This window comes from Phenylobacterium hankyongense (assembly GCF_003254505.1).
GTDB lineage: Bacteria > Pseudomonadota > Alphaproteobacteria > Caulobacterales > Caulobacteraceae > Phenylobacterium > Phenylobacterium hankyongense.
Window position 1 is genome coordinate 407,194 of record NZ_QFYP01000001.1, and the last position, 24,308, is coordinate 431,501.

The 24,308-nt window shown below is 70.7% G+C and carries 25 protein-coding genes and 1 other RNA gene; 19 read left to right on the top strand and 7 right to left on the bottom strand.

The features are described 5' to 3' along the window. Positions 1-45: 45 nt before the first annotated feature. A complete protein-coding gene (serB, locus tag DJ021_RS01925) occupies positions 46-936 on the bottom strand; it encodes a phosphoserine phosphatase SerB (RefSeq protein ID WP_111455933.1) in 891 nt (296 codons plus the stop codon). Between serB and miaA the strand changes: the two genes are divergently transcribed. The 4 genes from miaA (at position 935) to ybaK (ending at position 5,177) form a co-directional block, all read left to right on the top strand. Beyond that, positions 935-1,867: a tRNA (adenosine(37)-N6)-dimethylallyltransferase MiaA gene (gene miaA / locus DJ021_RS01930; protein ID WP_111455934.1), complete on the top strand. Its 933-nt coding sequence runs from the start codon at positions 935-937 to the stop codon at positions 1,865-1,867. The genes serB and miaA overlap by 2 nt on opposite strands. Before the next feature lie 173 nt (positions 1,868-2,040). After that, positions 2,041-3,831, top strand: a complete 1,791-nt coding sequence (locus DJ021_RS01935; RefSeq protein WP_111455935.1) for an acetolactate synthase 3 large subunit — start codon at positions 2,041-2,043, stop codon at positions 3,829-3,831. 78 nt (positions 3,832-3,909) lie between these two features. Then, entirely contained in the window at positions 3,910-4,689 is a 780-nt protein-coding gene (locus tag DJ021_RS01940) for a VOC family protein (RefSeq protein ID WP_111455936.1), read from the top strand. A gap of 17 nt (positions 4,690-4,706) precedes the next feature. Continuing rightward, the gene (ybaK, locus tag DJ021_RS01945; protein ID WP_111455937.1) at positions 4,707-5,177 is read left to right on the top strand and encodes a Cys-tRNA(Pro) deacylase; all 471 of its coding nucleotides are present in this window, start codon (positions 4,707-4,709) and stop codon (positions 5,175-5,177) included. 132 nt (positions 5,178-5,309) lie between these two features. Here ybaK and DJ021_RS01950 read toward each other — a convergent pair whose 3' ends face one another. After that, positions 5,310-5,612 (bottom strand): DUF6665 family protein, encoded by a 303-nt coding sequence (locus tag DJ021_RS01950; protein ID WP_207801749.1) that lies wholly within the window; start codon positions 5,610-5,612, stop codon positions 5,310-5,312. Between the two features lie 122 nt (positions 5,613-5,734). Between DJ021_RS01950 and ilvN the strand changes: the two genes are divergently transcribed. Together ilvN and DJ021_RS01960 are read left to right on the top strand one after the other, a co-directional pair. Then, on the top strand, positions 5,735-6,283 hold the full coding sequence (ilvN, locus tag DJ021_RS01955; RefSeq protein ID WP_111455939.1) for an acetolactate synthase small subunit: 549 nt from the start codon (positions 5,735-5,737) through the stop codon (positions 6,281-6,283). A 35-nt stretch (positions 6,284-6,318) separates the two neighbouring features. Continuing rightward, a complete protein-coding gene (locus DJ021_RS01960) occupies positions 6,319-7,221 on the top strand; it encodes a hypothetical protein (protein ID WP_111455940.1) in 903 nt (300 codons plus the stop codon). Here DJ021_RS01960 and DJ021_RS01965 read toward each other — a convergent pair. After that, positions 7,218-7,808, bottom strand: a complete 591-nt coding sequence (locus DJ021_RS01965) for an inner membrane-spanning protein YciB (RefSeq protein ID WP_111455941.1) — start codon at positions 7,806-7,808, stop codon at positions 7,218-7,220. The two genes, DJ021_RS01960 and DJ021_RS01965, sit on opposite strands and share 4 nt — an antisense overlap. A 150-nt stretch (positions 7,809-7,958) precedes the next feature. Here DJ021_RS01965 and ssrA point away from each other — a divergent pair. From ssrA to DJ021_RS02025, 12 genes are all read left to right on the top strand, one after another. Further along, positions 7,959-8,321: a transfer-messenger RNA gene (gene ssrA / locus DJ021_RS01970) on the top strand. Between the two features lie 118 nt (positions 8,322-8,439). Next, a complete protein-coding gene (locus DJ021_RS01975; RefSeq protein ID WP_111455942.1) occupies positions 8,440-8,934 on the top strand; it encodes an SspB family protein in 495 nt (164 codons plus the stop codon). A gap of 7 nt (positions 8,935-8,941) precedes the next feature. After that, on the top strand, positions 8,942-9,412 hold the full coding sequence (locus tag DJ021_RS01980) for a PaaI family thioesterase (RefSeq protein WP_111455943.1): 471 nt from the start codon (positions 8,942-8,944) through the stop codon (positions 9,410-9,412). Beyond that, complete coding sequence (locus DJ021_RS01985) at positions 9,413-10,198, top strand: C13 family peptidase (protein ID WP_111455944.1); 786 nt, start codon at positions 9,413-9,415, stop codon at positions 10,196-10,198. It abuts the gene before it with no gap. Positions 10,199-10,272: 74 nt separating this feature from the next. Then, positions 10,273-12,441 (top strand): serine hydrolase domain-containing protein, encoded by a 2,169-nt coding sequence (locus DJ021_RS01990; RefSeq protein ID WP_111455945.1) that lies wholly within the window; start codon positions 10,273-10,275, stop codon positions 12,439-12,441. Positions 12,442-12,558: 117 nt separating this feature from the next. Then, complete coding sequence (gene fliF, locus DJ021_RS01995) at positions 12,559-14,184, top strand: flagellar basal-body MS-ring/collar protein FliF (RefSeq protein WP_111455946.1); 1,626 nt, start codon at positions 12,559-12,561, stop codon at positions 14,182-14,184. Further along, a complete protein-coding gene (gene fliG / locus DJ021_RS02000) occupies positions 14,181-15,215 on the top strand; it encodes a flagellar motor switch protein FliG (protein WP_111455947.1) in 1,035 nt (344 codons plus the stop codon). The genes fliF and fliG overlap by 4 nt, the downstream gene beginning before the upstream one ends. Further along, positions 15,215-15,865, top strand: coding sequence for a FliH/SctL family protein (locus DJ021_RS02005; RefSeq protein WP_111455948.1), 651 nt, complete (start codon positions 15,215-15,217; stop codon positions 15,863-15,865). The genes fliG and DJ021_RS02005 overlap by 1 nt, the downstream gene beginning before the upstream one ends. Positions 15,866-15,882: 17 nt before the next feature. After that, positions 15,883-16,218 carry a flagellar motor switch protein FliN gene (fliN, locus tag DJ021_RS02010; protein WP_111455949.1) on the top strand — a complete coding sequence of 112 codons (336 nt, stop codon included), beginning with the start codon at positions 15,883-15,885 and terminating at the stop codon, positions 16,216-16,218. A 32-nt stretch (positions 16,219-16,250) separates the two neighbouring features. Continuing rightward, the gene (flbD, locus tag DJ021_RS02015) at positions 16,251-17,618 is read left to right on the top strand and encodes a sigma-54-dependent transcriptional regulator FlbD (RefSeq protein WP_111455950.1); all 1,368 of its coding nucleotides are present in this window, start codon (positions 16,251-16,253) and stop codon (positions 17,616-17,618) included. A 4-nt stretch (positions 17,619-17,622) separates the two neighbouring features. Then, the gene (flhA, locus tag DJ021_RS02020; protein WP_111455951.1) at positions 17,623-19,716 is read left to right on the top strand and encodes a flagellar biosynthesis protein FlhA; all 2,094 of its coding nucleotides are present in this window, start codon (positions 17,623-17,625) and stop codon (positions 19,714-19,716) included. A 122-nt stretch (positions 19,717-19,838) separates the two neighbouring features. Then, on the top strand, positions 19,839-20,207 hold the full coding sequence (locus tag DJ021_RS02025; protein WP_111455952.1) for a DUF4282 domain-containing protein: 369 nt from the start codon (positions 19,839-19,841) through the stop codon (positions 20,205-20,207). Between the two features lie 16 nt (positions 20,208-20,223). Here the strand turns inward: DJ021_RS02025 and DJ021_RS02030 are convergent, their stop codons facing one another. The 4 genes from DJ021_RS02030 to DJ021_RS02045 form a co-directional block, all read right to left on the bottom strand. After that, a complete protein-coding gene (locus DJ021_RS02030; protein WP_111455953.1) occupies positions 20,224-20,577 on the bottom strand; it encodes a DUF1428 domain-containing protein in 354 nt (117 codons plus the stop codon). 66 nt (positions 20,578-20,643) lie between these two features. Then, positions 20,644-21,057, bottom strand: coding sequence for a flagellar export protein FliJ (locus DJ021_RS02035; RefSeq protein WP_111455954.1), 414 nt, complete (start codon positions 21,055-21,057; stop codon positions 20,644-20,646). Beyond that, positions 21,054-22,388 carry a flagellar protein export ATPase FliI gene (fliI, locus tag DJ021_RS02040; RefSeq protein WP_111455955.1) on the bottom strand — a complete coding sequence of 445 codons (1,335 nt, stop codon included), beginning with the start codon at positions 22,386-22,388 and terminating at the stop codon, positions 21,054-21,056. Before fliI ends, DJ021_RS02035 begins: the two co-directional genes overlap by 4 nt. Before the next feature lie 92 nt (positions 22,389-22,480). Next, positions 22,481-23,287, bottom strand: a complete 807-nt coding sequence (locus DJ021_RS02045) for an SDR family NAD(P)-dependent oxidoreductase (protein ID WP_111455956.1) — start codon at positions 23,285-23,287, stop codon at positions 22,481-22,483. Positions 23,288-23,606: 319 nt separating this feature from the next. Between DJ021_RS02045 and ctrA the strand changes: the two genes are divergently transcribed. After that, positions 23,607-24,302 (top strand): response regulator transcription factor CtrA, encoded by a 696-nt coding sequence (gene ctrA / locus DJ021_RS02050; RefSeq protein ID WP_111455957.1) that lies wholly within the window; start codon positions 23,607-23,609, stop codon positions 24,300-24,302. The last annotated feature ends 6 nt before the right edge of the window (positions 24,303-24,308 follow it).

Sequence of the window (24,308 nt, forward strand, 5' to 3'; positions counted from 1 at the left end):
GTGGCTCTAGCCGGCTTCGCGGACGGTGCGAAATCAAACCGCCCTTCAGTCCGTTACGAACTCGTCGGCCCGGTAGCCCTGGAAATAGAGCAACGCCGTGAGATCGGCGTAGTCGACCTTGGCGTCGGCCTGGGCCGCGACGATCGGCTTGGCGCGGTAGGCGACGCCCAGCCCGGCCGCCTCGATCATCGCCAGGTCGTTGGCGCCGTCGCCGATGGCCAGGGTCTCGGACAGGTCGAGGCCGAGCGCTGCGGCTTCTTCCCTGAGCGCCGCGAGCTTGGCCTCCCGGCCGAGGATCGGCTCGCCGACCAGGCCGGTCAGCGCGCCGTCGGCCTCGATCAGGGTGTTGGCGCGGTTGGCGTGGAAGCCGGCCGCCTTGGCCACCCGGCCGGTGAAGAAGGTGAAGCCGCCGGACACCAGCACGCAGCGCGCGCCGTTCGCCGCCATGGTGCGCGCGAAGGTCCGCGCGCCGGGATTGAGCCGCACCCGCTCGTCGTAGGCCGACTGCAGGGCGGTGAGCGGCAGGGCCTTCAGCATGCCGACCCGCTCGCGCAGCGCGCCTTCGAACTCCAGCTCGCCGCGCATGGCCCGCTCGGTGATCGCCGAGACCTGCGCCTTGACCCCGGCGAAGTCGGCCAGCTCGTCCAGGCACTCGACGTTGATGATGGTGGAATCCATATCGGCCACCATCAGCCGCTTGCGCCGCCCCGCGGCCGGCTGCACGCAGGCGTCGACCGGATGCTCGGCGAGATGAAGGTCCGCCAGCTTGCGGACCCAGACCAGGTCGCCGTCCAGGGTGAGATCGAGGGCGGCCGGCCCCAGCGCATCGCGCGCCTTGACGGCTACGCCGGCGCCTGCGAGCGCTTGGACGATGGCCGTCGCGGCCGCCGACAGGGTCCCGGCGTACGGGCTGACGAGAGTGAGAGCGAGTTCCATGGAGCCCCGCATCTGGCTGATCGCCGGGCCCACGGCAAGCGGCAAGTCGGCTCTGGCGCTGAAGCTTGCGCAAGCGACCGGCGCGGAGATCGTCAACGCCGACTCCATGCAGCTCTACCGCGACCTGCGCGTGCTCAGCGCCCGCCCCTCGCCGGACGAGGCGGCGCAGGCGCCGCACCACCTGTTCGGGACCGTCGACGCCGCCGACGGCTGGTCGGTGGGCCGCTGGCTGCGGGCCGCGACCCAGGCGTTGGACGAGATCGCCGCGCGCGGCCGCCCGGCCGTGGTGGTCGGCGGCACCGGCCTCTATTTCAGCGCCCTGACCCAGGGCCTGGCCGAGATCCCGCCGGTCCCGGCCGACGTCCGCCGCACGGCGGAGGCCGAATACGGGCAGATGGGCGAGGACGACTTCCGGGCGCGGCTGGCGGCGCACGATCCCGCCGCGGCCGAACGCATCGCCCCGGGCGACCGCCAGCGGCTGGTGCGCGCCTGGGAGGTCCGTGCCGCCACCGGCGTGGCGCTCAGCGACTGGCAGCGCACCGGCGAGGCCGCGCTGCCGGCCGGCGCCTGGCGGGCGATCGCGCTGGAGCCGCCGCGGGCGGCGCTCTACGACCGCTGTGACGCGCGGCTGGAGGCCATGCTCGACGACGGCGCGCTGTCGGAGGTGGCGGCGCTGGTGGCGCGCGGGCTCGATCCGGAGCTGCCGGCCATGAAGGCGGTGGGCGTGCGCGAGTTCGCCGCCCATCTGCGCGGCGACGTGGGGCTCAAGGCGGCGCTGGCGGCGGCCCGGCAGGAGACCCGCCGCTACGCCAAGCGCCAGCTCACCTGGATGCGCGGCCGGATGGCCGATTGGCCACGGCTCACCGAATTCGAGCCCGAGGGCCAGTGGAGGCAGTTTATTGCCCTAGAGCCGCGCTTGACGCTCTCCTAGCGGCATGCGAAACGCCTGATCCTCGTTTTTGTGAGAATGCTCGTGCGCAACGTCCTCGTACTCGTAAGGCGGCCGTCCGCGGACTGACATCCGGTCAGCTCCGTCAACGGTCGCTTGCACCAGGCCCCCCGCGGGCCTTTTTTATTGCCTCAAACGCCCCAAGGCCCGCCGCCATGACCGCCCACCAGACCATCGAAGCCCAGCAGGACACCCTCTCCGGCGCGGAGATCGTCGTCCGCGCCCTCCTCGACCAGGGGGTGGACGTGCTGTTCGGCTATCCCGGCGGGGCGGTCCTGCCGATCTACGACGCCCTGTTCGCCGAGCCGAAGCTGCGCCACGTCCTGGTCCGCCACGAGCAGGGCGCGACCCACGCCGCCGAGGGCTATGCGCGCTCCACCGGCAAGCCCGGCGTGGTGCTGGTCACTTCGGGCCCCGGCGCGACCAACGCGGTCACCGGCATCGTCGACGCGCTGATGGACTCCATCCCGCTGGTGGTCATCACCGGCCAGGTCGCCACCCACCTGATCGGCACCGACGCCTTCCAGGAATGCGACACCATCGGCATCACCCGGCCCTGCACCAAGCACAACTACCTGGTGAAGTCGGTCGACGACCTACCGCGGATCATCCACGAGGCCTTCCACATCGCCACCTCCGGCCGTCCCGGCCCGGTGGTCATCGACATCCCCAAGGACGTGCAGTTCGCCAAGGGGACCTACCAGGGCCCGAACGAGGTCAAGCACAGCCACAACTACGCCCCGCGGACCAAGGGCGAGCCCTCGCGGATCGCCGATGCGGCGGCGATGATCGCCAACGCCCGACGGCCGATCCTCTACACCGGCGGCGGCGTGATCAACGCCGGCCCCCGCGCCGCCGAGCTGCTGCGGGAGCTCGCCAAGCTGACCGGCGCGCCGGTGACCTCGACGCTGATGGGCCTGGGCGCCTTTCCGGCCTCCGACCCGCAGTGGCTGGGCATGGTCGGCATGCACGGCTCGTTCGAGGCCAACAACGCCATGCACGACTGCGACGTCATGGTGGCGGTGGGCGCGCGGTTCGACGACCGGGTGACCGGGCGGCTCGACGCCTTCGCGCCCACCTCGCGCAAGATCCACATCGACATCGACGCCTCGTCGATCGGCAAGAACGTCCGCGTCGACATCGGCATCGTCGGCGACGCGGCCTCGGTGCTGGAGGACCTGATCGCGGTGTGGAAACAGCGCGGCTACAAGGCCGACAAGACCGCCGGCGACACCTGGTGGAAGGAGATCGAGGCCTGGCGCGCGCGGGACTCGTTCCGCTACCGGCCCGACGCCAAGCTGATCAAGCCGCAGCACGCCATCCAGCGGCTCTACGACCTGACCCGCGACAAGGACGTCTACATCACCACCGAGGTCGGCCAGCACCAGATGTGGGCGGCGCAGTTCTTCCACTTCGACGAGCCGAACCGCTGGATGACCTCCGGCGGCCTGGGCACCATGGGCTACGGCCTGCCCGCCGCGGTCGGCGTGCAGATCGCCCACCCGAACAGCCTGGTCATCGACATCGCCGGCGACGCCTCCGTGCAGATGACGATGCAGGAGATGTCCACCGCCGTGCAGCACGACCTGCCGATCAAGATCTTCATCCTCAACAACGAGTGGATGGGGATGGTGCGCCAGTGGCAGCAGCTGCTGCACGGGGAGCGCTATTCGCACTCCTATTCGGCCAGCCTGCCGGACTTCGTGAAGCTGGCGGAGGCCTATGGCGGCGTCGGCATCCGCGCCGAGCATCCGGACGAGCTGGACGACGCGATCCGCCAGATGATCGCGGTGGACAAGCCGGTGATCTTCGACTGCCGGGTGACCAAGGAAGAGAACTGCTTCCCGATGATCCCGTCGGGCAAGGCGCACAACGAGATGATCATGGCCGAGGAAGCCCGCGACCTCGGCTCTATCATCGACGACGCCGGCAAGGGCCTGGTTTGACCAAGAGACCTTGTTTGACGGGGGTCACTCGACTGACGCGTTCGCGGAGATAAGGTGAGGCCCCAACAGGAGGCGCCCATGTCCAACTTCCACGGCCGTTTCATCTGGTACGAGCTGATGACCCCCGACATCGCCGGGGCCAAGTCCTTCTATGGAAACGTGGTCGGCTGGACGAGCCAGGACATGCCGATGCCCGGGGGCGCCTACACCATCCTGGAGGCCGACGGCGCGGGTGTCGGCGGCGCCATGCCGCTGACCGACGAGGTCAAGGCGATGGGCGTGCCGCCCAACTGGACCGCCTACGTGGCGGTGGACGACGTGGACGCTGCGGCCCGGAAGGCCGCCAGTCTCGGCGGCTCGGTCATCCGCCCGCCGCAGGACATCCCGGAGGTCGGCCGCTTCGCCATCATCGCCGATCCGCATGGCGCGGTGATCGCCATCATGACGCCGGTCCCGGCGGACCCGCCACGTCCGGAGGCGGCGCGCGGGACGCTCGGCCACGCCAGCTGGCACGAGCTCTACGCCGGCGACCTTGAGGCCGACTTCCCGTTCTACGCCGAGATGTTCGGCTGGAAGAAGGACAGCGACATGGATATGGGCCCGATGGGCGTCTACCGGCTGTTCTCCAACGCCTACGACCAGGGCGGCGGCATGATGGCCAAGCCGGCCAACATGCCGGTTCCGGCCTGGCTCTACTACTTCCAGGTGGGCGACATCGACCAAGCGGCGCAGCGCATCACGGCGGCCGGCGGCCAGGTCCTCAACGGGCCGATGGAAGTGCCGAACGGCGAGTGGATCGCGCAGGGCCAGGACCCGCAGGGCGCGATGTTCGCCGTGGTCGGCAAGAAGGCCGCCTGAGGATCCGCGCCCGGAGGATGTCGAAGACCACCCCCGCCACCCTCGCCCTCGACAAGGCCGGCGTCCGCTACGCGCTGGCGACCTACGACTACGATCCGGGCGCCGACCGCGTCGGGCTGCGGGCGGCTGAGGCGCTCGGCGCGCCGGCCTCGGAGGTGCTGAAGACGCTGATCGTCAAGGCGGACGGCAAGCCCGCCTGCGTGGTGCTGGCCTCCGACCGCGAGGTCAGCATGAAGAAGCTGGCGGCGGCGCTGGGGGCCAGGTCGGCGGAGATGGCGCCGGTACCCGACGCCGAGCGGATCACCGGCTACCGGGTCGGCGGGGTCAGTCCCTTCGGCCAGAAGAAGCGCCTGCCCACGGTGCTCGACGCCGCGGCGGCCGAGCAGGCGGAGGTGTTCGTCAACGGCGGCCAGCGCGGCCTGCAGGTGCGGCTTGCGCCGGCCGAGCTGGTGCGCATGCTCGGCGCCAAGGTGGCGGCGGTCACCTGACGCGCCAGCGCCTCAGCGGACCAGGACGTCGACAGTGACCTCGCGCACGCGGCCGTCCGCCGAGGAGCCCTGCAGCACGGGCGAGCGTTTCAGGCATGTTTCAATCAGCCGCCGGCCTGACGCCGAGCGAGGCTAGCGCGCGCCCACCCGCACCAGCACCTCGCGCGGCACGGCGTACTCGGCGACGATCCGGTCGCGGTCGCGCAGGCCGCTGACCTCGCGCTGGACGAGGAAGCCCCACAGCGCATCGGCCGCCGACTTCACCAGCGCCAGCCGCGCCTCGGCGTCGCCCTGGTGGTCGCGCAGCGCCGCCAGCGCGGCCTCCACCTTGCGGCCGGCGCGGCCGAGGGAGGCGGCCTGCTCCTCCATCAGCTCGTAGCGGAGGACGGCCTCGCCAGTGTCGGCGCCGAGCCGCTTGGCCAGGCTTTGGGGCATGCGCAGGGATGACATGCGGCGAATGTTGGCGGCGCGTCGCCGGAACGCAAGCGGGACCAGCCGGATGCTTCGCTTCGGCCCGGATGCGCCTTATAAGGGCCGCCACGCCGCAGGAGGCCCCCATGCCCGACGTCCAGCCCGCTTCCGTCTACGACCTCGCCCATGACCAGGAGGCGGAGAGCCTGGCCACTTTCGCGGTGCTGGTCGACAACGAGCCGGGCGTGCTGCACCGGCTGGTCGGGCTGTTCGCGGCCCGCGGCTACAACATCGAGAGCCTGACGGTCGCCGAGACCGACCGCAACGCCCACACCTCACGCGTCACCATCGTCACCCGCGGCACCCCGCACGTGCTGGCCCAGATCGAGGCCCAGCTGCTGAAGATGGTCTCCACGCGCCACGTGCAGGACGTCACCCGCGACCCCAACGGCCTGGAGCGCGAGCTCGCCCTGGTGAAGGTCCGCGGCTCCGGCCCCGACCGCGTCGAGGCGTTGCGCGTCTCCGACATCTTCCGCGCCAAGGTGATCGACACCACCCACGAGAGCTTCGTGTTCGAGCTCACCGGCGCGCCCTCGAAGATCGACAGCTTCGTGGAGCTGATGCGCCCGCTCGGCCTGGTCGAGGTCTCCCGCACCGGCGTGCTCTCCATCCAGCGCGGCGTCGAAGTCCTCTGACGGGAACCGCTGCGCGCGGGACGCTCTATCCTGGCGTGCGCAGAGCCGCCCTCATCGCCCTGGCCGCCGTGATGCTGGCCGCGCCCGCCCAGGCGCAGCTGCTGCGGCGCGCTCCGCCGCCGGCCGGGGGCTTGCCCGCGCCGCCGCCCGGACTGGCCGCGCAGGAGGCCGAAATCTGGCCCTTCCCCGCGCCCGACCCGAGGACCTGGTGGGACGACAAGTGGCCCGCCGCGCCGGAGGCCGCCGATCCGCTGGGCGGCCGCAAGCTCGGCCGAAGCGAGCGGCTGATCGCCATCGACAACGGCGTCGACGCCTCCACCTACCGGCTCTGGGGCCTGCTGCCGCTGCAGTGGCAGCTGCCGCGCGGCGAGGAGATGATCCTGGAGGTCTGGGTGCGGCCGGCGCGCAGCGTGCGCCAGAGCATCGTGCGGATCACCGTCCGCCGCGACGGCCACGCCTTCGTCCAGGGCCGCGCTGGCTTCGCCTGCTGCGAGGCCGGCATCTCGCGGCGCATCGGCTTCGACGCCGAGCTTCCGGCCGGCGCGGCCCAGACCTTCCTGGCCCTGCGCAACCACCCGATGTGGAACGCGCCGCGCGAGGTCGCCGTGGCCGAGGGCGGCCAGGCGGCCGACGCGGTCTGCCTGGACGGCGTCTCCTACGACCTGACCCTGGTGGTCCCGGGCCGCTCGCGCAGCCTGCGCCGCGCCTGCGACAGCGCCGCCATCGGCCAGGTCGCCGACGCCCTGGAGCCGGCGCTGGGCGCGGCGCTCGGCCACGATCCGCGCTTCGACGTCCTCTATCCCGGCGGGGCGGGCTTCGGCGGCGCGCGTAACGCCTACCGCGAGCTCACGGCCGCGGGCGGGACGCTGAGGGCCGACCCCAACGCCCGCCGGCGCTCGCCCGGCGCCGAGCCGCAACCCGAGGCCGCGCCGCCCTAGGCGGCCGCTTCCGCCGGGTTTCCGGCCTGCGCTTGCGCGCGGTGGGCGCGGATCGCCACGGCCCGGATCGACACGAACTGGACGGCGAACAGCAGCAGCTTCGAGACGATCGGGAAGACCGAGATGAACACGCTCCAGACCGCCAGGCTGGTCCCCAGCGCGAAGCCGACGTTCAGCACGGCGCTCAGGAACATCAGTCCGGCCCACGCATAGCCCCAGCCGATCATCACGTGGTCACCGACGAGGCCGCGGCCGGCCGGCGGCATGTAGGGCAGCATCCAGCCACGCTGCAGCATCGCCGCCCCGACCAGCAGGTAGACGATGGTCGGCTTGAACATCATGAAGCGCGGGTCGTTGGTCACCAGGGTGGCGGCGCCGAACACCACCACCAGGCCCAGGCTCATCCACTGCAAGGCGGCGACCGGCTGGCGCCTGGCCCGCAGGTAGATCACCCGCCCCACGCCCGCGGCGATCGCCACCGCCGTCGCCAGCAGCGGGTTGTGGGTCAGCGCGGTGAGCCCCACGAACAGCAGGGTGGACATCAGGTCCAGCGCCAGCGGCCGGATCGCGAACAGCAGATTTTTCATGGGCTTACCTTATGCGGAAGGATCTGCCCGCAAGGCTATGCCGGGGCGGCGTCAGGCTGCTAATCCGCCCGCGAACGCTGGGTGGTCGTTCGCGAAATCGGCCCGCCATCGGCGCTTCGCGAACGGCTGGCCAAGCGCACGGCGGTTTCCGTCCTTCAGTTTTCAACGGCCAGCCCCTATATTGGGCATGTCGAGCTTCGGCCCGACTATGGAGATAAACGCGCGCGTAATAAGCGGACTGGACCCGGGTGCGATTCCCGGCGGCTCCACCAACCTTCCTTCCGGGTATCGCCGGGAAGCATGGGGCCGATCAGCATCGACAGACGTCTAAAGGCGTTGCTTTCTCCCGGCTTGGCCCACCGTTTCGGGCCTTTAACTAACTGCGAACGATAACTTCGCTGAGGAAATCCGTCTCGCCGCGTAATGCGGTGCGATGAAATTCCGACCTAAGTCCTAGGGGTTCAGATCCTTAGGCGGGGCCCGGAGGGCGCCTGCCAACAGAAGCCCTCCACCGGATTCCAAAGAGGGCGGCTCGCCGGGGCCGCCCTCTTTTCGTTTACCGCGTTCAAGCCGCTTTGCGCGCGGCGGCCCACACGCTACCTTCCGTCCACGCGTTCCGTTCGGAGACCCCATGGCCCAGGACCCGCCGGCCCAGGACTTGATGCACTATGAGGCGATGGCCCAGGACGCCCTGCGTGGGGTGGTCAAGGCGGCGCTGAAGCGTGCGGCCGCGCCTGAAGGCCTGCCCGGGGCGCACCACTTCTACATCACCTTCAAGACCGACGCGGCCGGCGTGTCCGGCCCGCCCGACCTCCTGGGCAAGTACCCGGACGAGATGACCATCGTCCTGCAGCACCAATACTGGGACCTGGCCCCCGGCGAGACCTTCTTCTCGGTGACCCTGCAGTTCGGCGGCCAGCCCAAGCGGCTCAGCCTGCCCTATGCGGCGGTGACCCGGTTCTACGACCCCAGCGTGCAGTTCCTGCTGCAGTTCGAGGCGCCCCCCGCCGCGCCGGAGGAAGCCAAGGCGCCGGCCGCCATCGCGGCGGAGCCGGACGCCAAGGGCGAGCCGCCGGCGGAAGGCGAGGCCAAGATCGTCTCCCTCGACCAGTTCCGGAAGAAGTGAGCCGTCGATGACCGACGCCGCCAACGCCGAGCCCGAGGCGCTGACCGACGCGGCCATCCTCGAGCGCTTCCAGCGCACCCGGAACCAGCCCACCGGCTCCCAGACCCTGGGCTTTAGGCTGGTGGCGGTGAACCAGGCGGAGAAGACCGTCGAGGTGGAGTTCGAGGCGCGCGCCGAACTGCTGCTCAATCCGATGAAGCAGGTCCAGGGCGGCTACCTCTGCGCCATGCTCGACGAATGCATGAGCGTCGCCTGCATGGTGGCCTCCGGCATGACCGCCGTGGCCCCGACCCTGGAGATGAAGACCAGCTTCTTCCGCCCCGCCCTGCCCGGCAGGCTGCGTGGGATCGGCCGGGTGGCGAAGTGGGGCCGCCAGGTCGCCTTCACCGAGGGCGAGCTCTACGACACCGACGGGCGGCTGCTCGCCAAGGCCACGGGCACGGCGATCCCGACCCCGTTCCAGACCTACAAGAAGTAGATGTCCAGGCTGCTCCGCTTGGCGGCGCTGATCCTGAGCCTCTGGCTCGGGTCGGCGCTTCCGGCGGGCGCGGCCGGTCCGGCCGCCGCGGGCCCGTTCTCCGACTGGGCGGCCGTAGTGGTGGCCGGCGACTGGCACGCCCACTCCGGCGGCCCTTCGGAAGCCTTCGACAACGCCCGCCGCGACGTCTCCCGGGCGCTGGAGCGCATCGGCTTCGCGCCGGCCAACCTGCGGCAGTTCTCGGTCCGGCCCCAGCGCTACCGCGACACCCGGCCCGGCAAGTCGGACCTGGACACCATCTACGACGGGCTGGTGGACCTGACCGGCCGGGCGACCGGCGGCTGCCTCGTCTACTTCAGCTCGCACGGCGCGCCGGAGGGCGTGGTGGTGGACGAGGACATCCTGGCGCCGGGCGTGCTCGGGGCCATGCTCGACCGCACCTGCGGCGAGCGCCCGACCGTGGTGGTGATGTCGGCCTGTTTCTCCGGCGTCTTCGTGCCCGCCCTGGCCGGGCCCAACCGCATGGTGCTGACCGCCGCGCGCCCCGACCGCAGTTCCTTCGGCTGCGGCGAGGCCGACAAATATCCCTATTTCGACGACTGCTTCCTGTCGTCGATCAACCGCGCGCACGACTTCCCGGCGCTCGGCCGCGCGGTCCAGGCGTGCGTCGCCGCGCGCGAGGTGAAGGAAGGGATGGAGCCGCCGTCCGAGCCCCAGCTGTGGGTCGGCGCCAAGCTCAAACCACTGCTGCCGCTCTACGCGTTCTCGGGCGTGAGACAACCCTGACACGCGGCTTTGAGGGACTCACCCCGTAGCCTACAAACGGCCATGATCGCCCAGCTCAAGCCGGATTTCCCCTAATGCGGTTTACCGTTCCTGCCGCCGTCGCCGCCCTGGCGATGATGTTCGCAGCGCCCCTCGCCGCGGACGCGCAGGACGCGGCGGCGCCGCCGGCCGCCGAGCTTCCCAAGGCCCCGGTTCCCTACACCGTCCTCCACCTCAAGCCGCCGGCCCCGAAGCCGCGCCCGCCCGGCGCCCCGACAGCCACGCCCGCCACTGCGCCGGCCGCGCGGAGCGGACCAGCCGTGGCCGGCGCCGTGCCGATCGCCGCGGCGCCGGCCGTCCCCGGGGCCCGCCTCACCCCCGGCCAGCCGCTGCCGCCGGGCGAGCTGGAGGCCTTCGTCGACGGCGTGGTCCGCGACGCCATGGCCCACGAGCACATCGCCGGCGTCACCGTCAGCGTGGTGCAGAACGGCCAGGTGGTCCTGAAGAAGGGCTACGGCTTCGCCAGCCTGCGGCCGCAACGCCCGGTCGACCCGGACCGGACCCTGTTCCGGGTGGGCTCGATCTCCAAGACCTTCACCTGGATCACCCTGATGAAGGAGGTCGAGGCCGGTCGCGTCCGCCTCGACCAGCCCATCAACCTCTACCTGCCGGAAAAGGTGCAGGTGAAGGACCAGGGCTATGACCAGCCGGTGCGGGTCGTCAACCTGATGGACCATTCGGCGGGCTTCGAGGACCGCATCCTCGGCCAGCTGTTCGAGGACGACTTCGAACGGGTGCGCCCCCTCGACCTCTACCTGCGCCAGGAGCGGCCGCGCCGCGTGCATGCGCCGGGCGCGGTCTCCAGCTATTCCAACTACGGCGCAGGGCTGGCCGGCGAGGCGGTCTCCTACACCTCCGGCAAGCCGTTCGAGCGGCTGGTCGAGGACGAGATCTTCGTCCCCCTGGGCATGAACCACACCACCTTCCGCGAGCCGCGGCCGGCCAAGGCGGGCCTGCCCGCCCCGATGCCCGCGGCGCTGGCCGCCGACGTGTCCGCGCCGCTCCACTGGACCCGGACCGGGTTCCAGCAGCGTTCGTACGAGTACATCGGCCAGATCGCACCGGCCGGCGCGGCCTCCTCCACGGCCGGCGACATGGCCCGCTACATGATCACCCTGCTGAACGGCGGGCAGTTGAACGGCGTGACGGTCTTCGGGCCGCGCACGGCGGAGGCCTTCCGCACCCCGCTCCGGCGGACGCCGGCCGGGATCAACGGCTGGGCGCACGGCTTCATGACCTTTGACGTGGCCGGCGGCTTCCGCGGCTACGGGCACAGCGGCGCCACCATCGATTTCCATTCCAACATGGTGACGATCCCGCAGCTCAACCTCGGCGTCTTCATCGCCGCCAATTCGGAAACCGGCGAGGCCCTGGTCGGCCGCTTCCCCGAGCGGCTGGTGCAGGAGTTCTACGCCGCGCCGCAGAGCTTCCCGCGCCCCGGCTCGCCCGAGCTCGCCGCCGACGGCCAGGCGCTCACCGGCTATTTCCTGACCACCCGCCGCGCCTATTCCGGCCTCGAGGGCTTCATCACCTCGCTGATGGGCGGGACCGCGGTCTCGGTGACGCCGCAGGGCTGGCTGCTGACCGAAGGCCCGAGGAGCGGGGTGCGCACCTGGGCGCCGGAGGGCCCGGCCTCCGACCGGCGGTTCATCGCCGTCGACGGCGACCAGCGGATGGCCTTCACCCTGGGCGAGGGCCGCGCGCGCGGCTTCCTGCCCGCGTCCAACGTCGCGCTGATGGAGCGCGCCCCGGCGTGGCGCAAGCCCTCCACCCTGGCGATCCTCGCCGCGCTCACCGCCGCCGCGGCCCTGGTCACCCTGGTCGGCGTGGCCCTGCGCAATCGGCGCGAGTTCCGCGAGAACGCCGTCCAGTCCCGCGCCGCCCTGCTGCAGAACATCCAGGCCGGCCTGTGGCTGGGCGCCCTGGCGCTGTTCGCCGTCTGGGCCTCGAAGTCCAGCGACCTGGCGCAGGTGATCTACGGCTGGCCCGGAGCGCTGCTGATCACCGCCTCGGCCTGCGCCCTGGTGGCGGCGGCGCTGACCATCGCCACCCTGGTGGCCCTGCCGGCGGTCTGGCGCGGCGGCCGGCGGGTCGACTCCTGGACCCACCTGCGCAAGGCCTTCTTCACCGTCACGGTGCTGATCTACGCCGGCTTCTCGGTGACGCTCGCCATGTGGGGCGCGCTGAGCCCCTGGAGCGGCTGAGCGGCCGCCCGGCCTGCAAGTCTTAAAGCCCCGTTTACCAACCACTGGGTAAATCCTGCCTAGCGGCGGGGCGGACATGTCTTCTCCGACGCTACGCGTTTGGGGAAGGACGCCGGGTTGAACCAGTTCGTGGCTGCGCTTCAGAGGTTCGGGATCGGCCGTTTGGCCGCGATCCTCGGCATCGGCGCGGGCGTCGCCGCCGCCCTGGTCGCCATGACCATGAACCTCGGCCAGCCCAAGGCCCTGCTCTACGCCAACCTCGACCTGAAGGAAGCCGGGACCATCACCCAGGCGCTGGATCAGGCCAACGTCAAATACGAGGTGAAGGGCGACGGCTCGACCATCCTGGTGCCGCGCGACCAGGTCGCCTCCACCCGCCTGATGCTGTCGAGCAAGGGCCTGCCGACCGCAGGCTCCGTGGGCTACGAGATCTTCGACAACGCCAACACCCTTGGCCAGACCGACTTCATCCAGCAGCTGAACCGCCAGCGGGCGCTGGAAGGCGAGCTCGCCCGCACCATCCAGGGCCTGGACGGCGTCACCGGCGCGCGGGTCCACCTGGTGCTGCCCAAGCGCCAGCTGTTCGACGAGGAAGCCGCGGAGTCCTCCGCCTCGGTGAACATCAACGTCGGCGGCCGCGAGCCGGGCGCCGACCAGGTGCGCGCCATCCAGAACCTGGTGGCGGGCGCGGTGCCCAACCTGAAGCCCGACCGCGTCACCGTCGTCGACCAGCACGCCAAGACCCTGTCCGGCGGCGAGACCGGCATGGCCGCCGAGGCCGACAGCCGCAAGTCCGAGGTCGAGCAGCGCATCTCCAAGCAGGTGAAGAGCCTGGTGGAAGGCGTCGTCGGGGCCGGCAAGGCCCGCGTCAACGTCACCGCCGACCTGGAGCTCGCCCGGGTCACCGTGCAGCAGGAGACCTTCGATCCCGACGGCCAGGTGGTCCGCTCCGAGATGACCACCGACGAGAACTCCAAGCAGAACGAGCCGGACGCCTCCGGCCAGGCGTCGGTGGCCGCCAACATCCCCGGCAGCGCGGGCGCGGGCGCCGGCGCCAATTCCTCGGCCAGCGGCCACCAGGAATCGACCACCAACTACGAGATCTCCAAGACCACCCGCACTGAGGTGCAGGAGCCCGGCCAGGTGAAGCGGCTGTCGGTGGCCGTCGCCGTCGACGGGGTCAGCGTGCTCGGCAAGGACGGCAAGCCCGGCCCCTACACGCCGCGCAACGCCCAGGAGATGCAGCGCATCGAGGACCTGGTGCGCACCGCCGTCGGCTACAATCAGCAGCGCGGCGACCAGGTCACCGTGGTCAACGTCCGCTTCCCGACCGTCAACGATCCGGACGGGGTGACCGCCGCCAGCCCGCTGATGGGCTTCGACAAGAACGACATCATGCGCGCCGCCGAACTGGGCGTGCTGGCCGTCGTCGCCATCCTGATGATGCTGTTCATCGTCCGGCCGCTGCTCAAGGGCGCGGCGGGCGGCGGCGGCACGCCCATGCTGCCCAGCGTCGCGCGCGTCGCCACCTCCGCCGACGGCCAGCAGATGCAGCTGGGGGCAGACCCCGGCGGCCAGCTCGCCCTGCCCGGCCCAATCGGCGAGCTGGACCACAAGATCGACATCGCTCGCATCGAAGGCCAGGTGAAGGCCTCGTCGGTGAAGCGGGTCTCGGAATTCGTCGAGAACCACCCGGAGGAGTCCGTCTCCATCCTCCGCAGCTGGCTGCATGAGACGACATGAACGCCCGCGTCCCCAAGAAACCGGGCATCGCCGACGCCTCCCGTCTGAGCGGGCCGGAGAAGGCCGCCATCGTGCTGCTCGCGCTCGGCGAGGATCATGCCGATGTCTGGAAGCAGCTCGACGAAGATGAGGTCAAGGAGGTCTCCCAGGCCATGGCTGGCCTCGGCACCGTGACCGCCGGGGTCGTCGAGGACCTGCTGGTGGAGTTCGTCTCCGGCATGTCCGGCTCGGGGGCCATCATGGGCTCGTTCGAGCAGACCCAGCGCCTGCTGGCCTCGATCATGCCGGTCGACAAGGTCGACGCCCTTATGGAGGAGATCCGCGGTCCGGCGGGCCGCACCATGTGGGACAAGCTCGGCAACGTGAACGAGGCCGTGCTCGCCAACTACCTGAAGAACGAATACCCGCAGACCGTCGCGGTGGTGCTGTCGAAGATCAAGTCGGAGCACGCCGCGCGCGTGCTCGCCGCCCTGCCCGAGGACTTCGCGCTGGAATGCGTCACCCGCATGCTGCGCATGGAGCCGGTGCAGCGCGAGATCCTCGACAAGATCGAGCAGACCCTGCGCACCGAGTTCATGTCCAACCTGGCGCGCACCTCCAAGCGCGACAGCCACGAGATGATGGCGGACATCTTCAACGCCTTCGACCGCCAGACCGAGGCCCGCTTCATCACCGCGCTCGAGGAGCGCAACCGCGAGGCCGCCGAGCGGATCCGCGCCCTGATGTTCGTGTTCGAGGACCTCTCCAAGCTGGATCCGGGCGGCGTCCAGACCCTGCTGCGGGCGGTCGACAAGGACTCGCTGGGCCTGGCGCTGAAGGGCGCCTCGGACGCCCTGCGCGAGATGTTCTTCTCCAACATGAGCGAGCGCGCCGCCAAGATCATGCGCGAGGACATGGAGACCATGGGTCCGGTCCGCCTGCGCGACGTCGACCAGGCGCAGATGGCCATGGTGCAGGTCGCCAAGGACCTGGCCGCCAAGGGCGAGATCATGCTGGCCGGGGCCGGCGGCGACGACGAGCTCGTCTACTGATGAGCGATCCCGTGCACCAGAGGTTCGCCTTCGACACCGAGTTCGACGCCGGCGGCGGCGTCGCATTCCAGGCGCCGCGCCCCAAGCGCAGCTTCACGCCCGAAGAGGTCGAGGTCATCCGCGACACCGCCCGCAACGAGGGCGAACGCGCGGGCCTGGCCAGCGTCGCCGCCCAGCAGGCCCGCGCCCTGGCGGAGATCGCCGCGGCCTGCAGCGAGGCCCTGCCCCGCCTGGCCGGCGTCGCCCACGACCATCGCACCGGCTCCGCGGCCCTGGCGCTGGCCTGTGGGCGCGCCATCGCCGACGCGGCGCTGGACCGCTTCCCCGAGGCGCCGATCCAGGCCGCCATCGAGGCGCTCGCCCGCGAGATCGAGTCCGCGCCCCGGCTGGTGGTCGCCACCGCGCCGGAACTCGCCGAACGGCTGCAGGGCGTGCTCGACGAGACCGCCGCCCGGGTCGGCTTTCCCGGCGCCATCCAGGTCCGCCCGGACGTCGGCGTCGGCCCCAACGCCTTCACCCTCGACTTCGGCGACGGCTCCGCGGCGTTCGATCCCGGCGCGGCGGCCCAGCGCGTGGCCGAGGCCCTTGGCGCGGCGCTCGCCGCCGAGGGCCTGCACGCCGAACCCCTCATTCCCGGCAGCGAGAGCTGAGCTCGAAAGCGGAACCCATGTCCGAGAACGATATGCAACTCGACGAATTCGCCGCCGGCGAAGGGGCGCTCGCCGAGACCTCGATGGACGAGGCCAAGACCGCCACCGACCTGGCGCCGGTCTTCGACGTCCCGGTCAACATCTCAGCCGTGCTCGGCCGCGCCAACCTCTCGGTGGCGCAGCTGCTGCAGCTGGCCCAGGGCAGCGTCCTGGAGCTCGACCGCAAGGTCGGCGAGGCGATCGACATCTACGTGAACAACCGCCTGGTGGCCCGCGGCGAGGTCGTCATCGTCGACGACCGGCTGGGCGTGACCATGACGGAAATCATCAAGGACGGCGACGCGCAGGTCTGATCGGACCGGCGCTGAGGTGAAGGAGACGAACTATGCGACTTCTGGTCGTCGGTAGGTTGAACGGACAGCTGTCCAGCGCCGTGAAGATGGCGATGAGCGCGGGGGCCAAGGTCAGCCACGTGGAAAGCATCGAGGCCGCCACCCACGCGCTCCGCGCCGGGCAGGGCGCGGACCTGATGATGGTCGACTACGAGCTCGACATCGGCGCGCTGATCGCCGCCAACGAGGCCGAGCGGATCCGGGTGCCGATCGTCGCCTGCGGGGTCGGCGCCGACGCCGCCGGCGCGGCCGCCGCCATCCGCGCCGGGGCCAAGGAGTTCATCCCCCTGCCGCCGGACGCCGAGCTGATCGCCTCGGTGCTGGCCGCGGTCTCCGACGACAACCGGCCGATGATCGTCACCGACCAGGTGATGAAGTCGGTGATCGCGCTGGCCGACCAGGTGGCGCCGTCCGACGCCTCGATCCTGATCACCGGCGAAAGCGGCGTCGGCAAGGAGGTGATCGCCCGCTACCTCCACCAGAAGTCCCGCCGCGCCAACCGGCCGTTCATCTCGGTCAACTGCGCCGCCATCCCGGAGAACCTGCTGGAGAGCGAGCTGTTCGGCCACGAGAAGGGCGCCTTCACCGGCGCCGTGGCCCGCCGCATCGGCAAGTTCGAGGAGGCCAACGGCGGCACCCTGCTGCTCGACGAAATCTCCGAGATGGACGCCCGCCTGCAGGCCAAGCTGCTGCGCGCCATCCAGGAGCGGGAGATCGACCGGGTCGGCGGGACCAAGCCGGTGCGGGTCGACATCCGCATCCTGGCGACCTCCAACCGCGACCTCGTCCAGGCGGTGAAGGACGGCATCTTCCGCGAGGACCTGCTCTATCGCCTCAACGTCGTGAACCTGCGCGTCCCCGCCCTGCGCGAGCGCCCCGGCGACGTGCTGGCGCTGGCCGAGCACTTCGTGAAGAAGTACTCGATCGCCAACGGCGTGGCCGACCGGCCGCTCTCCGCCGAAGCCCGCCGCCGGCTCGGCATCCACCGCTGGCCCGGCAACGTCCGCGAGCTGGAGAACGCCATGCACCGCGCGGTGCTGCTGTCCTCCGGCCCGGAGATCGACGAGGCCGCCATCCGCCTGCCGGACGGCCAGCCGCTGGCCGCCGCCGACCCCTTCGCCCGCACCGCCCAGGCCGCCTCCCTCGCGGCGGAAGGCGCCTCACGCAACTTCGTGGGCCAGACGGTCTCGGCCATGGAGCAGCAGCTGATCATCGACACCCTGGAGCACTGCCTGGGCAACCGCACCCACGCGGCCAACATCCTCGGCATCTCGATCCGCACGCTGCGCAACAAGCTGAAGGAATACACCGAGGCCGGCGTCTCGGTGCCCGCCCCGCAGATGGGCGCGAGCGCCGCCTGACCTGATGGCCGACACCAGCTTCTCCGCCTTCGCCGCCCAGCGGCCCACGCCCCGCGAGATCTGGGGCTGGGTGGCGCGTGGGGAAGTGGCCCTGGCGCTGGGCGTCGTCGGCATCGTCGTCCTGCTGATCCTGCCGGTCCCGGCCTTCCTGCTGGACCTGTTCCTGGCGCTGTCGATCACCAGCGCGGTGCTGATCCTGATGACCGCGCTGCTGATCAAGCGGCCGCTGGAGTTCACCGCCTTCCCGACCGTGCTGCTGGTGGCGACGCTGTTCCGGCTGGGGCTGAACATCGCCTCCACGCGCCTGATCCTCGGCCACGGGCACGAGGGCGTGCACGGCGCGGGCCACATCATCGAGGCCTTCGGCAAGCTGATGATGGGCGGCAGCTTCGTCATCGGCGTGATCGTCTTCGCCATCCTGGTGGTGGTGAACTTCACGGTCATCACCAAGGGCTCCGGCCGGATCGCCGAAGTGGCCGCCCGCTTCACCCTGGACTCCATGCCGGGCAAGCAGATGGCCATCGACGCCGACCTCTCGGCCGGCCTGATCGACGAGACCGAGGCCAAGAAGCGCCGCAAGGAGCTGGAGCAGGAATCCACCTTCTTCGGGGCCATGGACGGCGCCTCGAAGTTCGTCCGCGGCGACGCCGTCGCCGGCCTGATCATCGTCGCCATCAACGTGATCGGCGGCATCCTGATCGGGGTGATCCAGCACAAGATCCCCATCGGCCAGGCCTTCGCGACCTACACCATCATGACCATCGGCGACGGCCTGGTCAGCCAGATCCCCGCCCTGGTGATCTCGCTCGCCGCCGGCTTCCTGGTCTCCAAGTCCGGGGTCGAGGGCTCCGCCGACAAGGCCCTGGTCACCCAGCTGGCCATGAACCCGATCAGCCTCGGCATGGTCTCGGCCTGCGCCGGCGTGATCGGCTTCGTGCCCGGCATGCCGATGATCCCGTTCGCGGCCATCTCCGTGGCCTCCGGCGTGCTCGCCTGGCGCCGCTCGCAGAAGGTCCCCGAGGCGCCGAACGTCGAGATCCTGCCGAACTCGGCCGAGGACCAGGAAGAGCCGATCTCCCAGACCCTGGCCATCGACGAGATCAAGATCGAGCTGGGCTATGGCCTGCTGGGCCTGATCAACGACCTGGAGGGCCGCCGGCTCACCGACCAGATCAAGGCGCTGCGCCGCACGCTGGCGGCCGACTTCGGCTTCATCATGCCGTCGGTGCGGATCCTCGACAACATGCGCCTGGCCAGCCAGGGCTACTGCATCCGCATCAAGGAGATGGAGGCCGGGACCGGCGAGGTGCGCCTGGGCCACCTGATGGCCATGGACCCGCGCGGCGGCCAGGTGGAGCTGCCCGGCGAGCACGTCCGCGAGCCGGCCTTCGGCCTGCCGGCCACCTGGGTCGACGAGTCCCTGCGCGAGGAGGCCACCTTCCGCGGCTACACCATCGTCGATCCGGCCACGGTGCTGACCACGCACCTGACCGAGATCCTCAAGGAGAACATGCCGGACCTGCTCTCCTACGCCGAGGTGCAGAAGCTGCTGAAGGAGCTGCCGCCGGAGCAGAAGAAGCTGGCCGACGAGCTGATCCCCAGCGCCGTCACCATGACCACGGTGCAGCGTGTGCTGCAGGCGCTGCTGCGCGAGCGGGTCTCGGTCCGCGACCTGCCGGCGATCCTCGAAGGCGTCGGCGAGGCCGCGCCGCACACCCATTCGGTGACCAACCTGGTGGAGCAGGTGCGCACCCGCCTGGCCCGCCAGCTCTGCTTCGCCTACCGCGGCGACGACGGCGCCCTGCCGATCATCACCCTGACGCCGGAATGGGAGATGGCCTTCTCCGAGGCGCTGGTCGGGGCCGGCGAGGAAAAGCAGCTGGCGCTGGCCCCGTCGCGCCTGCAGGACTTCATCCGCGGCGTGCGCGACAGCTTCGAGCGCGCGGCGCTGAGCGGCGAGAGCCCGGTGCTGCTGACCAGCCCCGCCATCCGCCCCTACGTGCGCTCGATCATCGAGCGCTTCCGCGGCCAGACCCCGGTGATGAGCCAGAACGAGATCCATCCGCGGGCGCGTCTGAAGACCGTCGGCACCATCTAGTCCTGCGACAGGTCAGGGCGCCCCCGGCCCGGGGCGCGACGTCTGCGTCGTTGCAGGCGGGCGGCGCGGCTGGTAGCGGTTCCTCGAAGGGGCGAGACAGCTCCGTGAGTCTTGGGAATCGGATGCGGCGACCTCTCAACAGACCTCAGGGCACGGGCGCGGCGATCCTCTGGGATCTGCTCACCTTCGAGCGCCTGATGACCAACTCGGTCATCCACCTGATCTACTGGGCCGGCCTGGGCATCATCGTGCTCGGCGCGTTCGGCACGATCGGCGCCGCGGTCGGCGTGGCGATCCGCGACCCGTTCCCGTTCGGCCTCCTGATGGCCATCCCGGTGGTGGTCGGCGGCCTGCTGGTGATGGCCGCCCTGGTGCTGCTGTGGCGCTCGTTCTGCGAGTTCTACGTGGCGATCTTCCGGATCAGCGACGACCTCAGCGCGCTTCGCCAGGACGTCGAAGCCGAACGCGCGCGGCTGAAGACCAAGGGCTGAGCGTCCTCGGCCGACGCTAGAGCTCCAGCAGCGTCTCGAACCCGCCATAGATCAGGCGCTTGCCGTCGAACGGCATGGCCGCCGGATCCTGCTTCAGCCGCGGGTCCGCCATCACCTTGGCGTTGATGGCGTCACGCTGCGCGCGGGACTCGTAGACGATCCACGAGAAGATCACCGTCTCGTCGTCCTTGGCCTGCACGGCGCGGGGGAAGGAGGTGAGTTCGCCCTGGGGCACGTCGTCGCCCACGCATTCCACGTAGGCGAGCGCCCCGTGTTCCTTCCAGACCTCGCCGGCGGTCCGCGCGACGGCCTTGTAGGCCTCCAGGTTCTGCTTCGGGACCGCCAGAACGAAACCGTCGACATAGGGCATGGGAGCCTCCTTTGCGTGCGCTCGCACTAAGGACGCCCAGCCGGGCCGCGATCCGACAAAGGTGCGTTACCGGCCGCCGGACGCCTTGCGCAGGCCCAGCTCGTCGAGGGCCGCGGTTTCCCGCCGGCCGGCTTCCTTGATCTCCAGCAGGCGGGCCTGTTCGGCGATCTGCTCGTACTTCTTCTGCTCCTCGAAGGCCTGGGCCAGCGCGTCGCGCGCCCCCTGCTCCTCGAGCGCGATGGCCTCGATGTCGGCCTGCACCAGCGCCTTGCGCGCCCTGAGCGCGTCGAGATAGCCGATCAGCCGCCAGCCGTTCTCCGGATCGTTCTGCGCGGCCTGGGTCTCGGCCTCGCCCTCGGCGGTCAGCATCGCCAGCCGCATCTGCGCGTGCATCCGCCGGTCGGCGATCTCCGCCAGCCGCTTCTGCAGGGTCTCCACCTCGTAGGTGGAGAGCTTGATCAAGGATTTCGCCCAGCTCATGCGGCCTCATTCAGGATCTGGCTGAGGGCCGCGAACGAGCTCTCCAGGCCGGTGGACTCGTCCTTGTCCTGGGTCAGGAAGGCTTCGAGGGCGGGGTTGAGCTGGATCGCGCGGTCGACCTGCGGGTCGGCGCCGGCGCGGTAGGCCCCGATGCGGATCAGCTCTTCCATGTTGGAGTAGGCGGACAGCGACCGGCGCGCGGCGGTGACGATCTCCCGCTCGTGCGGGTGGTGGCAGCCGGGCATGGTCCGGCTGATGGACTTCAGCACGTTGATCGCCGGAAAGCGCCCGCGCTCGGCGATCGAACGCTCCATGACGATGTGGCCGTCGAGGATGCCGCGCACGGCGTCGGCGATCGGTTCGTTGTGGTCGTCGCCGTCCACCAGCACGGTGAAGATGCCGGTGATCGGCCCGGCCCGGGTGCCGTCCGGCCGGATCGGTCCGGGGCCCGCCCGCTCCAGCAGCTTCGGCAGCTCGGTGAAGACGGTTGGCGTATAGCCCTTGGTGGTCGGCGGCTCGCCGGCCGCGAGGCCGATCTCCCGCTGGGCCATGGCGAAGCGGGTGACCGAGTCCATCATGCACAGCACCTCGAGGTCCTGGTCGCGCAGGAACTCGGCGATGGCCAGCGTCATGTAGGCCGCCTGGCGCCGCTTCAGCGCCGGCTCGTCGGAGGTGGCCACCACCACCACGGCCCGCTTCAGCCCCTCCTCGCCCAGGGTCTCCTCGATGAACTCGCGCACCTCGCGGCCCCGCTCGCCGATCAGGCCGACCACCACCGCGTCGCACTCGGCGTTCTTGGCCAGCATCGACAGCAGCACCGACTTGCCGACGCCGGAGCCGGCGAACACGCCCAGCCGCTGGCCGCGGCAGCAGGTGGTGAAGACGTTCATGGCGCGCACGCCCACGTCCATCCGCTCGCCCACCCGGTCGCGGGCGTGGGCGGCCGGCGGGGCGGCGCGCATCGGATAGCCGACCTGGCCCTGCGGCAGAGGGCCCTTGCCGTCGATCGGCTCGCCGAAGGAATCGATGATCCGGCCCAGCCACGCCTTGGTCGGCCGCACCGCCGAGCCACGGGGCTCGATGCGGATCTGCGCGCCGGGGGCGACGCCCTCCACCGGGCCGAACGGCATCAGCAGGGCGCGGGTCTCGCGAAAGCCCACCACTTCGGCGGCCACCGGCGCATCGCCCAACCGGTCGATCTCGGCGCGCGCGCCCACCGCCAGCCGCGAGAGCCCGCCGCGGGCCTCGATCAGCAGGCCGTTCACCGCGGCGACGCGGCCCGAGACGGTCAGGGGGTCGAGCCGCTCGATGGCGGCCACGAGATTCTGCACGAAATACGCCCTCGGACTTGGGCCGGCAGAATCCCTCGCGCCGCCTTAAGAGGGTGTGAAGACGCGGGCCGCCCTCCCCCTTCGGGGGAGCCTCAGCTCAGCGCGCGGGCCAGCTTCAGGGCCTGGCGCGGGCGCCGCGCGGCGAGCCTGGCCGTGGTCAGCGGACGCCGCGCGACCGCCCGCACGACCAGCGGCCGGACGGCGCTGCGGATTACCGGCCGGGCCACGGCGGCCAGCCGGCCGCGGCCGTACCAGGCGCTCGCCGCCGCCAGGGCCACCAGCCCCGCCCCGACCAGCAGGCCGCGGTGCTTCTGGGCCTCGGTGTAGAAGCTGAGGCGCCGGCCGCTGGCGCTCACCGACATCCGGCCCAGCGCATGGCTGGCCGCATAGAGGGCGGCGGCGGCGATCACGTCGGCGGCGGCCTGCGGCTGTACGCCGCGGGGCAGGCGGATCTCGGTCAGCGACACCGGCGCGCGGGCGAGTTCACGCCGAAGCGTCCGGGACAGGTTGGGCGCGGCCGGCGTCAGGTTGACCACCGCGCCGCCGCCGGGTCGGCCGCGGAAGTGCCGGGCCGCCTCGCGCGCGCCGTTGGCGGCGGCCAGTTCATGGCTCTCTGGCCCATTGATCCAGGTGTCGAAGCCGCCGAACCGCGCCACCGCCGCGCGCGCGATGCGCCCCGCGGCCTCGGGATCGGCCAGGTCGCCGGCCACCGCATGGGCGCGGCCGCCCTCGGCGTTGATGGCCTCCGCCGCCTGGCGAAGCGCGGTCTCCCCGTGCCCGGTCAGCACCACGGCCGCGCCCGCCTGGGCGGCGCGGCGGGCGATCGCCAGCCCGGTTGCGCCGCTGGCCCCCGCGACGATGACGACCTGCTGGGCGAGCGGCTTCAACTTGGCGCGCATCGGGACTCCTCGGATGGCGGGATGGCCTGGCTCAACGATCCCCGCCTACAGCCCGTTCCCATCCCTCGCACTCGGGGCGCCGCGTTCAGGGCCGCCGCGTTCGGGGGCCAAGTCCAATCACAAAAGATTCAACGGCGCTGCCGCACGCGGCGGGAACGGTACCGCTTGAACGGGAATCTCAAATCAGATTAACGATTCGGGCGAGAGAGACACCAGCTATTAACCAGTCTTAAATTAACTCGCTGGCAAGTTAACAGCGAGCGTCGGGGCGGATTCCTAGAATTAGCCGGACGTCGCGTCGCCACAGTAGGAGAGCAGAATGCGCGTACTGTTGATCGAGGACGACAGCGCGACCGCGCAAAGCATCGAACTGATGCTCAAGTCGGAAGGATTCAACGTCTATACCACCGACCTCGGTGAGGAAGGCGTCGATCTGGGCAAGATCTACGACTATGACCTGATCCTGCTCGATCTGAACCTGCCCGATATGAGCGGCATGGACGTGCTGCGCACCCTGCGGGTCGGCAAGATCAACACCCCGATCATGATCCTGTCGGGCTCGGCCGAGATCGACACCAAGGTGAAGACCTTCTCGGGCGGCGCCGACGACTACATGACCAAGCCCTTCCACAAGGACGAGCTGGTGGCCCGCATCCATGCGGTGGTCCGCCGGTCCAAGGGCCACGCGCAATCGGTCATCAAGACCGGCGACATCCTCGTCAACCTCGACGCCAAGACCGTGGAAGTGAACGGCCTGCGCGTGCACCTGACGGGCAAGGAATACCAGATGCTGGAGCTGCTCTCGCTCCGGAAGGGCACGACGCTGACCAAGGAGATGTTCCTCAACCATCTCTACGGCGGCATGGACGAGCCGGAACTGAAGATCATCGACGTGTTCATCTGCAAGCTGCGCAAGAAGCTGGCCGCGGCGGCCGAGGGCAAGCACCACATCGAAACCGTCTGGGGCCGCGGCTACGTGCTGCGCGACCCGCAGGAAGCCCAGGTCGCGGCCTGATCGCCG